The organism is Hydrogenophaga sp. SL48 (genome assembly GCF_021729865.1).
GTDB lineage: Bacteria > Pseudomonadota > Gammaproteobacteria > Burkholderiales > Burkholderiaceae_C > Hydrogenophaga.
The window spans coordinates 3,220,631-3,235,119 of sequence record NZ_CP063400.1; the positions used below are offsets into that span (position 1 = coordinate 3,220,631).

Below are 14,489 nucleotides of genomic sequence, written 5' to 3' on the forward strand. Positions count from 1 at the left end.
TCCGGCGGATGTTCGGCGCGGGGGAAACACCGGACAGTCATGCCATGTCTCTGGAGAAAGAACATGGCCTCTGAACTTCGCAACGAAAGAAAAGCCTGGTCGGTCCTGATCGTCAGCACGCTGGCCTTCACCGTGTGTTTCATGGTGTGGATGATGTTTGGCGTCATCGGCATCCCGATCAAGAAAGCGCTCGACCTCAATTCCACCCAGTTCGGCCTGCTGATGGCCACGCCGGTGCTCACCGGCTCGCTGGTGCGGGTGCCGCTGGGCATCTGGACCGACCGCTACGGCGGCCGCATCGTGATGGCCATCCTGATGGCGCTCACCGTCCCAGCGATCTGGATGATGAGCTACGCCACCGCCTACTGGCACTTCCTCACCATCGGCCTGTTTGTGGGCCTGGCGGGCGGCTCCTTCTCGGTCGGCACGCCCTATGTGGCACGCTGGTTCCCCAAGAACCGCCAGGGCATGGCCATGGGCGTGTACGGCGCGGGCAACTCGGGCGCGGCGGTCAACAAGTTCGTCGCACCCGTGCTGCTGGTGGCCTTCGGCTGGACCATGGTGCCGCAGGTCTACGCGGCCATCATGCTGGGCACCGTGATCCTGTTCTGGCTCTTCAGCCACAGCGACCCGTCGCACCTGGTGCCGAGCAACGTGAAATTCACCGACCAGCTCAAGGCGCTGAAAGACCCCAAGGTCATCAAGTACTGCCAGTACTACAGCATCGTGTTCGGTGGCTACGTGGCGCTCTCGCTCTGGATGGTGCAATACTACGTGGGTGAATTCGGCCTGGACATCCGTGTGGCCGCCCTGCTCGCGGCCTGCTTCTCGCTGCCCGGCGGTGTGCTTCGCGCCATCGGCGGCATCCTCTCGGACAAGTTCGGCGCGCACAAGGTCACCTGGTGGGTGATGTGGGTGAGCTGGATCTGCCTGTTCCTGCTGAGCTACCCGCAGACCGATTTCACCATCGCCACCGTGGACGGCCCCAAGACCTTCCACATCGGCCTCAATGTCTACATGTTCACTGGCCTGATGTTCATCCTGGGCATCGCCTGGGCCTTCGGCAAGGCCAGCGTCTTCAAGTACATCAGCGACGACTACCCGAAAAACATCGGCGCCATCAGCGGCATCGTCGGCCTGGCCGGCGGCATGGGCGGCTTCATCCTGCCCATCATGTTCGGCGCACTGATGGACCTCACCGGCATCCGCTCCAGCGCCTTCATGCTGATGTATGGCGTGGTCTGGGTCTCGCTCATCTGGATGTACTGGACCGAGGTGCGCAAGGCCCAGGTCATGGGCGCCGATGCCAAATCCTTTTCCCTTCAAAACTGAGCCGGCAACGGCCAGGAACCCACCATGAACACCCCCACACACAGCGGTGCCGACATCCAGGACTGGCGCCCCGAGGACGACAAATTCTGGGCCAGCACGGGCAGCCGCATCGCCTACCGCAACCTCTGGATCTCGGTGCCCGCACTGCTGTGCGGCTTCGCGGTCTGGGGCATGTGGGGCATCATCACCGTGCAGATGCTCAACCTGGGTTTCCCCTTCACCCAGGCCGAACTCTTCACGCTGACCGCCATCTCGGGCATCTCGGGTGCCACCATGCGCATCCCGGCGTCGTTCCTGGTGCGCCTGGCCGGCGGCCGCAACACCATCTTCCTCACCACCGCCATGCTGCTGGCCCCGGCCATCGGCACCGGCGTGGCGCTGCAGCACCCCGAGTGGCCGCTGTGGGTGTTCCAGCTGCTCGCGCTGTGGTCGGGTGTGGGTGGCGGCAATTTCGCCTCCTCCATGTCCAACATCAGCACCTTCTTCCCGAAGCGGCTGCAGGGCACCGCGCTGGGCCTGAACGCCGGCCTGGGCAACTTCGGTGTGACGACGATGCAGATCGTGATCCCGCTGGTGATGACCCTGCCGCTGCTCGGCGCCTTCGGCGGTGAGCCCATGACGCTGGTGAAAGACAGCGGCTGGATCTTCGGCAAGATCGCCGCCGGCACGCCCACCTGGATCCAGAACGCCGGCTTCGCCTGGGTGATCTCGCTGGTGCCACTGTCGATCCTGGCCTGGTTCGGCATGAACAACCTGAAGACCGTGTCGCCCGACACCGGCAACCCCTTCGTCGCGTTCGCCAAGGTCACGTACCTGTACACGCTGGCCTTCATCCCGGCCATCTTCATGCTCTGGCTGTACCTGCCAGCGCCCACCGGTCTCGGCATCCTGAACATGTGGATCGCGATCCCGCTGGACATCATCCTCGCCCTGCTCATGATGCGCGTGGCCGCCTTCGGCGCCATGAAGGAAAACGTCTCCAAGCAGTTCGCGATCTTCCGCAACAAGCACACCTGGTCGCTCACCGCGCTGTACATCGTCACCTTCGGTTCCTTCATCGGCTTCTCGATGGTGCTGCCGCTGGCCATCACGGTGATCTTCGGCTTCCAACACATCCCCGATGCCGCCGGTGTCATGACGCACACGCTGAAGAACCCGAACGCGCCCTCGGCCCTGACCTACGCCTGGATCGGTCCCTTCGTCGGCGCCGCCGTGCGCCCCATCGGCGGCTGGATCTCCGACAAGGTCGGCGGCTCCATCGTCACCCAGATCATCTCGGCCGTGATGGTGATCGCGTCCGGCGCGGTGGGCTACGTGATGATGCAGGCCTACGGCTCGGCCACGCCTGAGCAGTACTTCCCCGCCTTCATCGGCCTGTTCATCGTGCTGTTCTTCGCCAGCGGTGTCGGCAACGGTTCGACCTTCCGCACCATCGGCGTCATCTTCGACCGCCAGCAGGCCGGCCCCGTGCTGGGCTGGACCTCGGCCGTCGCTGCCTACGGCGCCTTCATCGCGCCGGTGGTGATCGGCGCGCAGATCAAGGCCGGTACACCGCAGTTCGCCATGTACGGCTTCGCCATCTTCTACGCCGTCTGTCTGGTCCTCAACTGGTGGTTCTATCTGCGCGCGGGTGCGGAGATCAAGAACCCATGAATTCAGTTCGTTCCATGGTTGCCTCGGGACTCAGGACGGCGTGGCACTCCGCTTCGTCCGTGTCCCCCGCCCTTCGGGCTCCTCCTTTTACCTACCGAAGCGGAGCACCACGCCGTCCTGAGTCTGCGAGCGAAGTCGGCGCGCAGATGTCTTCGCTCAGTGCGCACAGGCGCGCGGGCAGCCGAGGGCAGTGGGGTGAATGGTGCAGTGAGGTAAAGGAGGAGGCCGCCGGCCGGGGGACACGAACGGAACCGTTCACCCCACTGCCCTCGGCCCCCACAAAAGCAGGCCTGCAACCCGAGCCGAACCAACAACCGAATAAGAAGCCAATGACCCCAACCACACACACCAACCGGAGCGCCCCATGAGCCACTTTCTGGACCGATTGACCCACTTCACCCTGCCCAAGGAAGCCTTCTCGGGCAACCACGGCCTGACGACCAACGAAGACCGCACCTGGGAAGACAGCTACCGCAACCGCTGGGCCCACGACAAGATCGTGCGCAGCACCCACGGCGTGAACTGCACAGGCTCCTGCTCGTGGAAGATCTACGTCAAGGGCGGCATCGTCACCTGGGAAACCCAGCAGACCGACTACCCGCGCACCCGCTGGGACATGCCCAACCACGAGCCGCGCGGCTGCGCGCGTGGGGCCTCGTACAGCTGGTACCTGTATTCCGCCAACCGTGTGAAGTACCCCATGGTGCGCGGCCGCCTGCTCGAACGCTGGCGCGCTGCGCTCAAGGTGAGCAAGAGCCCGGTGGACGCCTGGGCGCTGATCCAGCAGGACGCCAACGCCCGTCGCGACTACCAGCAGGTGCGTGGCATGGGTGGCTTCGTGCGCAGCACCTGGGACGAGGTCAACCAGCTCATCGCCGCGGCCAACGTCTACACCATCAAGCAGCACGGCGCCGACCGCATCATCGGCTTCTCGCCCATCCCCGCCATGTCCATGGTGAGCTACGCCGCCGGCTCGCGCTACCTGTCGCTGATTGGCGGCGTGTGCATGAGCTTCTACGACTGGTACTGCGACCTGCCGCCCGCCAGCCCGCAGGTCTGGGGTGAACAGACCGACGTGCCCGAATCGGCCGACTGGTACAACAGCTCGTTCATCATCGCCTGGGGTTCCAACGTGCCCCAGACCCGCACGCCCGACGCCCACTTCTTCACCGAGGTGCGCTACAAGGGCACCAAGACGGTGGCGGTCACGCCCGACTATTCCGAAGTCGCCAAACTCTCCGACCTCTGGCTGCACCCCAAGCAGGGCACCGACGCCGCGCTCGCCATGGCCATGGGCCATGTGGCGCTCAAAGAGTTCTACTTCCCCGACGGCGGCAAGCAGCGCTCCAGCTATTTCGACGACTACGCCCGCCGCTACACCGACCTTCCGTTGCTGGTGATGCTGAAGGAACACACCCTGCCCGACGGCACGGTGACCATGGTGCCCGACCGTTACCTGCGCGCCAGCGACTTCAACGGCAAGATGGGCCAGAAGAGCAACCCCGAGTGGAAGACCGTGGCCTTCGACACCGACGGCAAGGCGGTGCTGCCCAACGGCTCCATCGGCTTCCGCTGGGGTGAGCCCGGCCGCGAAGACGAAGGCAAGTGGAACCTGGAGTCCAAGGAAGCGCGCGGCAACACCGACGTGAAGCTCAAGCTGTCGGTGATCGAAGACGGTGAGCAGGAACACCAGGTGGTGGACGTCGGCTTCCCGTACTTCGGCGGCAACGCCACCCCCCACTTCACCGCCAACGCGCAGAACGGCGAGATCAACCACGCCAAGGTACCGGCCGTGCGCCTGCGCCTGGGCAAGGCCGGTGACGAGCGTTACGCCATGGTGGCCACCGTGTTCGACCTGCAGGTCGCGCAGTACGGCATCGACCGCGGTCTGGGCAGTGGTGCCAAGAACTTCGATGACAACGCCGCCTACACCCCGGCCTGGCAGGAAAGCATCACCGGCGTGCCACGCGACCAGGTCATCACCGTCGCGCGCCAGTTCGCCGACAACGCCGACAAGACGCACGGCAAGTCCATGGTGATCATCGGCGCGGCCATGAACCACTGGTACCACGCCGACATGAACTACCGCGGCGTCATCAACCTCCTGATGATGTGTGGCTGCATCGGCCAGAGCGGCGGCGGCTGGGCGCACTACGTGGGCCAGGAAAAGCTGCGCCCGCAAACCGGCTGGGTGCCGCTGGCATTTGCCACCGACTGGGTGCGCCCTCCGCGCCAGATGAACAGCACCAGCTTCTTCTACGCCCACACCGACCAGTGGCGCTACGAGAAGCTCGGCATGGAAGAGATCGTGTCGCCCACGCTGAGCGCTGCCGACAAGGCCGCCTTCAGCGGCAGCATGATCGACTTCAACGTGCGCGCCGAGCGCATGGGCTGGTTGCCGAGCGCACCGCAGCTCAAGACGAATCCGATGCAGGTCGTCAAGGACGCGCAGGCTGCCGGCCTGGACGCCAAGGACTACGTGGTCAAGGCGCTGAAAGACGGCACGCTGGAGATGAGCTGCGAAGACCCGGATGCACCACAGAACTGGCCGCGCAACATGTTTGTCTGGCGCTCCAACCTGCTGGGCTCCAGCGGCAAAGGCCACGAGTATTTCTGCAAGCACCTGCTGGGCACCGAAAACGGTGTGCAGGGCAAGGACCTCGGCAAGGACGACGCCAAGCCCGCCGAGGTGACGTGGCACAAGGACGCGCCGCAAGGCAAGCTGGACCTGCTGGTCACGCTCGACTTCCGCATGAGCACGACCTGCCTGTACTCCGACATCGTGCTGCCGACCGCGAGCTGGTACGAGAAGAACGACCTCAACACCAGCGACATGCACCCCTTCATCCACCCGCTGTCGGCGGCCGTGGACCCGGTGTGGCAGTCGCGTTCGGACTGGGAGATCTACAAGGGCTTCGCCAAGACCTTCAGCGAGGTCTGCGTGGGCCACCTGGGCGTGGAAAAAGAGGTGGTGCTCTCGCCCATCATGCACGACACCCCCGGGGAAATGGCACAGGCCTTTGAGGTCAAGGAATGGAAGAAGGGCCACTGTGACCTGATCCCCGGCAAGACCGCGCCGCAGATCGCCGTGGTCGAGCGCGACTACCCCAACACCTTCAAGCGCTTCACGGCCCTGGGGCCGCTGCTCGACAAGCTGGGCAACGGCGGCAAGGGCATCGGCTGGAAAACCGGCACCGAGGTCGAACAGCTCGGCCAGCTCAACGGCAAGACGCTGGAAGAGGGGGTGTCGCAGGGCATGCCGCGCATCGTCACCGACATCGACGCCTGTGAAACCATCCTGCAACTCGCGCCCGAGACCAACGGCCACGTGGCCGTGAAGGCCTGGGAAGCGCTGGGCAAGCAGACCGGGCGCGACCACACCCACCTGGCGATCTACCGCGAAGACGAGAAGATCCGTTACCGCGACATCCAGGCGCAGCCGCGCAAGATCATCAGCTCGCCGACCTGGAGCGGTATCGAGAGCGAGACGGTGAGCTACAACGCCGGCTACACCAACGTGCACGAATACATCCCATGGCGCACCCTCACCGGTCGCCAGCAGTTCTACCAGGACCACCCCTGGATGATCGCCTTCGGCGAGGGCTTCGGCAGCTACCGCCCGCCGGTGGACCTGAAGACCACCGAGGGCATCCACAACATCAAGCCCAACGGCAACAAAGAGATCCAGCTGAACTTCATCACGCCGCACCAGAAGTGGGGGATTCACTCCACCTACAGCGACAACCTGATGATGCTCACGCTGAACCGCGGCGGTACCGTGATCTGGCTCAGCGAAGAGGACGCGAAGAGCGCCGGCATCGTGGACAACGACTGGGTCGAGCTGTTCAACATCAACGGCGCCGTGGCGGCCCGCGCGGTGGTGAGCCAGCGCGTCAACCCCGGCATGGTGATGATGTACCACTCGCAGGAAAAGATCATCAACACCCCCGGGTCGGAGATCACCGGCGTGCGCGGCGGCATCCACAACTCGGTGACCCGCATCGTGCTCAAGCCCACCCACATGATCGGCGGCTACGCGCAGCTGAGCTACGGCTTCAACTACTACGGAACCATCGGCACCAACCGCGACGAGTTCGTGGTGGTGCGCAAGATGGACAAGGTCGACTGGCTCGACACACCGGCCGACGACCACCTGGTGCGTGCGTACCAGTCGCAAGGCGAGAACCCCTGAGCCCACTGCCCTTCATTTGGAGTCAAACATGAAAATTCGCGCACAAATCGGCATGGTGCTCAACCTGGACAAGTGCATCGGCTGCCACACCTGTTCGGTCACCTGCAAGAACGTCTGGACCAGCCGGCCCGGTGTGGAATACGCCTGGTTCAACAACGTCGAGACCAAGCCCGGCATCGGTTACCCCAAGGAGTGGGAAAACCAGGACAAGTGGAACGGTGGCTGGGTCCGCAAGGCCGACGGTTCCATCGTGCCCAAGCAGGGTGGCAAGTGGTCGCTGCTGATGAAGATCTTCAGCAACCCCAACCTGCCGCAGATCGACGACTACTACGAGCCCTTCACCTTCGACTACGACCACCTGCAGTCGGCGCCGGAGATGAAGCACGCGCCCACCGCGCGCCCGCGTTCGCTGATCACCGGCAAGCGCATGGAGAAGATCGAGTGGGGCCCGAACTGGGAAGAGATCCTCGGCGGCGAGTTCAGCAAGCGCAGCAAAGACGCGAACATGGACGGTTTCGAGCAGGCCCAGAAAGACATGATGGGCCAGTTCGAGAACACCTTCATGATGTACCTGCCGCGCCTGTGCGAGCACTGCCTGAACCCGGCCTGTGTGGCCTCGTGCCCCTCGGGCTCGATCTACAAGCGCGAGGAAGACGGCATCGTGCTGATCGACCAGGACAAGTGCCGCGGCTGGCGCATGTGCGTGAGCGGCTGCCCCTACAAGAAGATCTACTACAACTGGAAAAGCGGCAAGGCCGAGAAGTGCATCTTCTGCTACCCGCGCATCGAAGCCGGCCAGCCCACGGTGTGCTCCGAAACCTGCGTCGGTCGCATCCGTTACCTCGGCGTGCTGCTGTACGACGCCGACCGCATCGCCGAAGCCGCGAGCACGCCCAACGAGATCGATCTCTACCAGGCCCAGCTCGACCTGTTCCTCGACCCGAACGATCCCAAGGTGATCGAGCAGGCGCGCATCGACGGCATCCCCGATGCCTGGATGGCCGCGGCCCGCCAGAGCCCGGTCTACAAGATGGCGGTGGAGTGGAAGGTGGCCCTGCCGCTGCACCCCGAATACCGCACCCTGCCCATGGTCTGGTACGTGCCACCGCTCTCGCCCATCACCGCCTCGGCCAACGCCGGCATGCTGAGCCAGAACGGCGAGATCCCGGACGTGTCGCAGCTGCGCATTCCGGTCAAGTACCTGGCCAACCTGCTGACCGCCGGCGACACCGGCCCGGTGGTGCGCGCGCTCGAACGCATGCTCGCCATGCGCTCCTACCAGCGCACCAAACACGTGGACGGCCTGGTCAACCAGGAGGTGCTCGACCAGGTGGGCCTGACCGCCCGCGAGGTGGAAGAGATGTACCGCTACATGGCGATCGCGAACTACGAAGACCGCTTCGTGATCCCGACCACGCACCGCGAGTACGCCGAAAACACCTTCAACGTGAAGGGCGGCTGCGGCTTCAGTTTCGGCAACGGCTGCTCGGAAGGCCAGACCGAAACCAGTCTGTTCGGTTCTGAAAAGAAGCGCACCATCCCGATCAAGCTGGGAGCATGAGATGAACCTGTTTGCTCCCTCCCCTCCACAGGCCCGCCTCACGCTGCGCGTGCTGGCGCACCTGCTGCGTTACCCCGACGCGGCGTTCCGCGAGCACACGGCCGAGCTGCGGCAGGCGCTGCGCGACGAAGCGGCGCTGCCGGCCGCGCGGCTGGCCGAACTCGACGCGCTGCTCAGGCACCTGGCCACCCAGCCGGCGCTGGACGTCGAGTCCGAGTACGTCGAGCTGTTCGACCGCGGTCGCCGCACCGCGCTGCACCTGTTCGAGCACGTGCACGGCGATTCGCGCGACCGTGGCCCGGCCATGATCGACCTGATCCAGACCTACGAAAAGGCCGGACTGTTCCTCGGCCCCAGCGAGCTGCCCGACTATTTGCCGGTGGTGCTCGAATTCGCGTCCACGCAGCCGCCCCAGCAGGCGCGTGAATTCATGGGCGAGATCGCGCACATCGTGCGCGTGATCTTCAGCGCGCTGGCCGGTCGCCAGAGCCCTTACGCCAGCGTGCTGGCGGCGGTGCTGGAGCTGGCGGGCGAGAAAGCCGAAGCCGTGGCCGTCGCGCCCGAGCCGGAGATGGACGAGAGCTGGGCCGAGCCCGAGGTGTTCGGTGGATGCTCGACCGAAGGCCAGGCCAAGCCGAACCAGCCCCAGCCCATCCAGATCGTCAGAAAGTCACCCCAACCTTCCCAAGGAGCGCAGGCATGAACCCGCTGCACAACTTCCTCTTCACCGTCTATCCCTACATCTGCCTGGCGGTGTTCTTCATGGGCAGCCTGGCCCGGTTCGACCGCGACCAGTACACCTGGAAAAGCGATTCGTCGCAGCTGCTGCGCAAGGGCCAGTTGCGCTGGGGCAGCAACCTGTTCCACATCGGCATCCTGTTCCTGTTCGGGGGTCACACGGTGGGCCTGCTCACGCCGCACTTCATGTACGAGCCCTTCATCACCGCCGAACAGAAGCAGCTGGTGGCCGTGACCGCGGGCGGCATCGCCGGCGTGATCTGCTTCATCGGCCTGACGCTGCTGCTGCACCGCCGCATCTTCGACGACCGCATCCGCCTCACCAGCCACCGCACCGACCTCGGCATCCTGATCATCCTGTGGGTGCAGCTGGTGCTGGGCCTGATCACCCTGCCGTATTCGTTCGGCCACAAGGACGCGGGCGTGATGCTGGCGCTGGCCGACTGGGCCCAGCGCATCGTGACCTTCCGCCCCGACGCCGCCGGCCTGGTGGCGCTGGACTGGCCCTACAAGGTGCACCTGGTGCTGGGCATGACGATCTTCCTGCTCTTCCCCTTCTCGCGTCTGGTGCACGTATGGAGCGGCTTCGGCACGCTGGCCTACATCGTCCGCCCTTACCAGGTGGTGCGCAGCCGCAAGCTGGGCCTGAACGCCGACACCACGCGCCAGCGCTGAGTGACCCCGCCATGAATCAGGACACCACCATGAGCCCATCTTCCTCCGTCGGTTGCGGCAGCAGCAGCTGCGCCTGCGCCGACCTGGCCCAACCCCAGGTGGCCAGCATCAATGGCATCACCTTGCACGAGCCCGGTGAGGCGCTCGACGCCCAGACCCTGCGCGAGCGCGCCTACACCGAGCTGCTGATGCAGGAAGCGGTGAAACAGGGCCTGCTGCCGCGTTACAGGGGTCTGGTGGCGCAGCAGCCGGACGACGCGCAGCGCCAGGTCATCGAGACCATGCTCGACCAGGCCGTGACCTCACCCGACCCCACCGAAGACGAATGCCGACGTCACTACGAGGCGCAGAAAAACCGGCTGATCGTCGGGCAGGCGCTGCATGTGCGGCACATCCTGTTCGCGGTGACGCCGGGCGTGAACGTGCACGCGCTGTCGCAGCGCGCCGAGACGGCCTTGCTGGAGCTCTCGCGCAAGGACGTGCCTGCGGGCCGCTTCGCGCAACTGGCGGCCGAGTTGTCGAACTGCCCCTCGGGCGCCCAGGGCGGCGACCTGGGCTGGGTGACCCCGGAGGCCTGCGCGCCCGAGCTGGCGAACGAACTGTTCTTCCAGACCGATTCGCGCTGGGGCATGGGCGTGCACCCGCGCCTGGTGCACACGCGCTTCGGCCTGCACATCATCGAGGTGCTGGGTCGCAAGAAAGGCGTTTTGCCCGAGTTCGAGCAGGTCCGCGACCAGATCGCCAGCCGGCTCGCGCTGCAGTCGCGCAGCACCGCGCTGCGCCAGTACATGCAGCTGCTGGTGGGACAGGCCCAGGTGGAGGGCGTCGAGCTGGAGGGCGCCGACAGTCCGCTCGTCCAGTAGGACCGAGGCCGACATGCCCGACGAGCTGCTGCTGCGCCTGCGCGATTTCCACGAGGACTATTTTCCGCTGCACCAGCAGCGCTTTCAGGACCTGGTGGCGCAGGGGCAGCACCCCAAGACGCTGTTCATCGGCTGCTCCGATTCGCGCCTCGTGCCCTACCTGCTCACGGGCGCGGCGCCGGGTGAGCTGTTCCTGGTGCGCAACGTGGGCGCGCTGGTGCCACCCTACGACCAGTCGCACGGCCTGCACGGCACCATGGCCGCGATCGAATACGCGGTGCTCAGCCTGCACGTCGAGCGCATCATCGTGTGTGGACACAGCCACTGCGGGGCGGTCCGGGCCGCCTACGACGGCGCACCCGCCGAAGCGGTGGCGCTGCGTTCATGGCTGCGGCTGATGGACGAGGCCCTGCTGCCGGTGCAACCCAGCCGGGAGGCCTTGCACCGCACCGAACAGCGGTCCGTGGTGCTGCAGCTGGAGCGCCTCATGGGCTACCCCATGGTGCGGCGCGAGGTGGAGGCGGGGCGCCTCACCCTGCACGGATGGCACTATGTGATCGAAGATGGCGAGGTGCATGTGTTCGATGCCCAGCAGGGCGACTTCGTGGCCGCCTCGGTGTCCACCCACAGCGGCACCGGCCCATACCAGCCCTATGTCGAACACGACGGACAGATCATTGAACCTTGAGGCACCCTCCGTGCTCCCCTCTTCTCTTATTTCTGAAACGGTCAGGACACCATGAACATTGCCACCTTTGACGACCTGTTGAGCGCCGCCCGCACACAACCCCAGCCGCAGCGGCTGCTGTTCGTGTTCGCGGGCATCGAGCTGCCCGACGACGCGAGCCCCGCCGAACGCGCGGGTTTCGAACGTGGCGAGGGCGGTGCGCTGGTGCCTCAGATGTGCGTGGACAAAGCCCCGGACGAGATCGTGTCGTTCGAGCAGTTCAAACAGGAAGCCCGTCAGATGGGGCCGGACTGGGGCATGGTGTTCGCAGCGGCCCTGTCGGGCCGCTCGGGTCGCGCGCCCACCAGCGAAGACGCCGAGAAACCGTTGCAGGACATGGTGGAGGCAATCCGCCTGGGGCGCCTGCAGGCGTTCATCCCCTTCAACCCCGAGGGCGAGGCGGTGCAGCTCGGCTGAGAGGCTGAGCCGCACCACCGTCACGCTCCCGCCGGGTCAGAACTTGTAGCCGACGCCGACGGTGAAGCCCTTGAGGGTGACGTCGTCCTTGTCGTGGTACGTCATGTAATCGGCGTTGACCGAGAGCTGGCTGTTGATGTGGTAGCTCGCGCCGAGACCGTAGGCGATGGAGGTGTCGCTCGCGTTCTCGCTGCCGATGGACAGCTTGGCCCGCGTGGCGCCGAGGCGACCAAACACTTCCAGACCCTCGCCGACATGGACCTTGGGTTTGACGAACACACCGATCATGTTGTCCACCTCGGCCTTGCCACCCGAATTGAAACCGCCCACCTTCACGGCGGAGTCACGCAGGCCGAGGCTGAGCATGCTCTCGACCGCGAGGTTGTCGTTGAGCTCGTAGCCGATGATGCCGCGCACGTTGGACGGCTTGGACGTCACGCCCACACCAGAGACGTTGCCTTCGAGCTTCAGAGGGGTGTAGCCGAGTTCGCCGTACAGGCCCTGGGCATTTGCCGCCACCGAGGCGGTGGCGAGCGTGGCGATGGCAACGAGGGGAATGAAACGCTTCATGAAAACTCCTGGGGTGTTGCAAAGGGGGTCAGTCTATTGACGAATCCACCCCAAAACCCTGGGTGTTGGGAAGCGTTACCGGCTTTACCGAAGCGACGCACTTTGCAACCGCCGCGTGAGGGGTCGGCCGTGCGGTGCGTTCAGGGACCTTCGCGCGAAGGCATGCGCGCCCCCACGTGCACCTCGCCGCGCACCTCGGCCAGCTCCACCTGGCGCTGGCGCTCGGCCAGCCGTGCTTTCTCCTCGGGGCTGCGCTGGTCGTGGCAATGCGGGCAGCTCACGCCCTTCACGTACAGCGGCGACGCCTTCTCTGCCTCGCCCAGCGGCCAGCGGCATGAGCGGCACAGCTCGTGGGGGCCGGGCCGCAGCCCGTGGCCCACGCTCACGCGTTCGTCGAACACGAAGCACTCGCCCTCCCAGGTGCTCTGCCCGGGCGGCACCTCTTCGAGGTATTTGAGGATGCCGCCTTCGAGGTGATACACCTCGTCGAAACCGCGCATCTTCATCAACGCGGTGGACTTCTCGCAGCGGATGCCGCCGGTGCAGAACATCGCGACCTTCGGTTTCTTGCCGTCCTGCAGCGCGGGCTGCGCATCGAGCCAGGCCGGCAGTTCGGTGAAGGTCTTGATGTCGGGGTTGATGGCGCCCTTGAAGCTGCCGATGGCGACCTCGTAGTCGTTGCGGGTGTCGATCACGAGCACGTCGGGATCGGCCAGCAGCGCGTTCCAGTCCTGCGGTTTCACGTACTGCCCCACCGTGCGGTTCGGGTCGAGCTCGGGCACACCGAGGGTGACGATCTCTTTCTTCAGCCGCACCTTCATGCGCAGGAAGGGCGGCTTGTCCGACCACGAGGCCTTGTGCCCCAGGGTGGCCAGGCGCGGGTCGGCATGAAGAAACGCCAGCACGGCCCGCACGCCCGCCTCGGGGCCGGCGATGGTGCCGTTGATGCCCTCGCGCGCGAGCAGCAAGGTGCCCTTGACCTGGTGGGCTTCGCACACCGCGAGCAGGGGGTCGCGCAGCGCGGCGAAGTCGGGCAGATCGACGAACTTGTAGAGAGCGGCGGTGAGGTAGCGGGGCATCACCCGATTATCGGCGCCCCCTCCGATCTTCCGTCTTTGTGCATGAACACCCACACCCCGTTGTCGAGCCACACGGCAACGGGGAAGGCGTCGTCCTCAGCGCCCGTAGGTGGCTTGCAGCGTCACACTGCCCAGCCTTTGACCCGAGATCATGAAACCGATCAGCGCCGCCGAGGCATTGGCAGGCACCTCCAGGCGATCGGTCTTGAGCGCGTGCAAGGTGAACTGGTAGCGGTGCGGTTTGTCGCCCACGGGTGGGCAGGCACCGCCAAAGCCGGCGACACCGTAATCGGTGCGGCCCTGCTGGGCGCCCGCAGGCAGGCGCGAGCCATCGACGCGGCCAGCGTCTTCGGGCAATGCGCTGACCGTTGCCGGGATGTTGTAGACCACCCAGTGCCACCACCCCGAGCCCGTGGGCGCGTCGGGGTCGTAGGTGGTGAGCGCAAAGCTGCGCGTGCCCGCAGGCGGGTTCTGCCACGCGAGCGCCGGCGACACATTGCCACCTGTGCAGCCAAAACCGTTGAACACCTGGGGGGCACCCAGCGTGCCATGGGGTTTCACCGTGGGGCTGCTCAGGGTGAAGTCGGCGGCACCGGCGGCACCGGCCAGGCCGGCAAGAAGAAGAAAGAGGGCGGGTTTCAAATGCAAGCTCCATGAAGGTGTGAACAGAGCTCGATGCTCG

Annotated in this window: 10 protein-coding genes and 1 pseudogene; 8 read left to right on the plus strand and 3 right to left on the minus strand. The window is 65.4% G+C overall.

Translation table 11 applies throughout. The annotated features are described in order from the left end of the window. The first annotated feature begins 63 nt into the window (after window positions 1-63). From IM738_RS25995 to IM738_RS15320, 8 genes and pseudogenes are all read left to right on the plus strand, one after another. Window positions 64-2,985 (plus strand): annotated as a pseudogene (locus tag IM738_RS25995) (nitrate/nitrite transporter). A 364-nt stretch (window positions 2,986-3,349) separates the two neighbouring features. After that, window positions 3,350-7,177 carry a nitrate reductase subunit alpha gene (locus IM738_RS15290; RefSeq protein WP_236961796.1) on the plus strand — a complete coding sequence of 1,276 codons (3,828 nt, stop codon included), beginning with the start codon at window positions 3,350-3,352 and terminating at the stop codon, window positions 7,175-7,177. A gap of 28 nt (window positions 7,178-7,205) precedes the next feature. Continuing rightward, window positions 7,206-8,738 (plus strand): nitrate reductase subunit beta, encoded by a 1,533-nt coding sequence (gene narH, locus IM738_RS15295; RefSeq protein WP_236961798.1) that lies wholly within the window; start codon window positions 7,206-7,208, stop codon window positions 8,736-8,738. A gap of 7 nt (window positions 8,739-8,745) precedes the next feature. Continuing rightward, window positions 8,746-9,441: a nitrate reductase molybdenum cofactor assembly chaperone gene (narJ, locus tag IM738_RS15300; RefSeq protein WP_442908523.1), complete on the plus strand. Its 696-nt coding sequence runs from the start codon at window positions 8,746-8,748 to the stop codon at window positions 9,439-9,441. Further along, window positions 9,438-10,151, plus strand: coding sequence for a respiratory nitrate reductase subunit gamma (gene narI / locus IM738_RS15305; RefSeq protein WP_236961802.1), 714 nt, complete (start codon window positions 9,438-9,440; stop codon window positions 10,149-10,151). Before narJ ends, narI begins: the two co-directional genes overlap by 4 nt. A 29-nt stretch (window positions 10,152-10,180) precedes the next feature. Then, the gene (locus tag IM738_RS15310; RefSeq protein ID WP_236961803.1) at window positions 10,181-11,014 is read left to right on the plus strand and encodes a peptidylprolyl isomerase; all 834 of its coding nucleotides are present in this window, start codon (window positions 10,181-10,183) and stop codon (window positions 11,012-11,014) included. A 13-nt stretch (window positions 11,015-11,027) separates the two neighbouring features. Further along, window positions 11,028-11,702 carry a carbonic anhydrase gene (locus IM738_RS15315; protein ID WP_236961804.1) on the plus strand — a complete coding sequence of 225 codons (675 nt, stop codon included), beginning with the start codon at window positions 11,028-11,030 and terminating at the stop codon, window positions 11,700-11,702. Between the two features lie 51 nt (window positions 11,703-11,753). Next, window positions 11,754-12,158, plus strand: coding sequence for a ribonucleotide reductase subunit alpha (locus tag IM738_RS15320; protein WP_236961805.1), 405 nt, complete (start codon window positions 11,754-11,756; stop codon window positions 12,156-12,158). A gap of 36 nt (window positions 12,159-12,194) precedes the next feature. Here IM738_RS15320 and IM738_RS15325 read toward each other — a convergent pair whose 3' ends face one another. The 3 genes from IM738_RS15325 to IM738_RS15335 form a co-directional block, all read right to left on the minus strand. Next, on the minus strand, window positions 12,195-12,728 hold the full coding sequence (locus IM738_RS15325; protein WP_236961806.1) for a porin family protein: 534 nt from the start codon (window positions 12,726-12,728) through the stop codon (window positions 12,195-12,197). A gap of 140 nt (window positions 12,729-12,868) precedes the next feature. Continuing rightward, window positions 12,869-13,807, minus strand: a complete 939-nt coding sequence (gene trhO / locus IM738_RS15330) for an oxygen-dependent tRNA uridine(34) hydroxylase TrhO (RefSeq protein ID WP_236961807.1) — start codon at window positions 13,805-13,807, stop codon at window positions 12,869-12,871. A 96-nt stretch (window positions 13,808-13,903) separates the two neighbouring features. After that, a complete protein-coding gene (locus tag IM738_RS15335; protein WP_236961808.1) occupies window positions 13,904-14,449 on the minus strand; it encodes a YbhB/YbcL family Raf kinase inhibitor-like protein in 546 nt (181 codons plus the stop codon). Window positions 14,450-14,489 lie beyond the last annotated feature (40 nt).

Excerpts from the sequence above, each read along its gene's own strand:
- IM738_RS15290 (WP_236961796.1), top strand. The coding sequence starts at position 3,350 with ATGAGCCACTTTCTGGACCGATTGACCCACTTCACCCTGCCCAAGGAA.
- narH (WP_236961798.1), top strand. The coding sequence starts at position 7,206 with ATGAAAATTCGCGCACAAATCGGCATGGTGCTCAACCTGGACAAGTGC.
- narI (WP_236961802.1), top strand. The coding sequence starts at position 9,438 with ATGAACCCGCTGCACAACTTCCTCTTCACCGTCTATCCCTACATCTGC.
- IM738_RS15310 (WP_236961803.1), top strand. The coding sequence starts at position 10,181 with ATGAGCCCATCTTCCTCCGTCGGTTGCGGCAGCAGCAGCTGCGCCTGC.
- IM738_RS15315 (WP_236961804.1), top strand. The coding sequence starts at position 11,028 with ATGCCCGACGAGCTGCTGCTGCGCCTGCGCGATTTCCACGAGGACTAT.
- IM738_RS15320 (WP_236961805.1), top strand. The coding sequence starts at position 11,754 with ATGAACATTGCCACCTTTGACGACCTGTTGAGCGCCGCCCGCACACAA.
- IM738_RS15325 (WP_236961806.1), bottom strand. The coding sequence starts at position 12,728 with ATGAAGCGTTTCATTCCCCTCGTTGCCATCGCCACGCTCGCCACCGCC.
- trhO (WP_236961807.1), bottom strand. The coding sequence starts at position 13,807 with ATGCCCCGCTACCTCACCGCCGCTCTCTACAAGTTCGTCGATCTGCCC.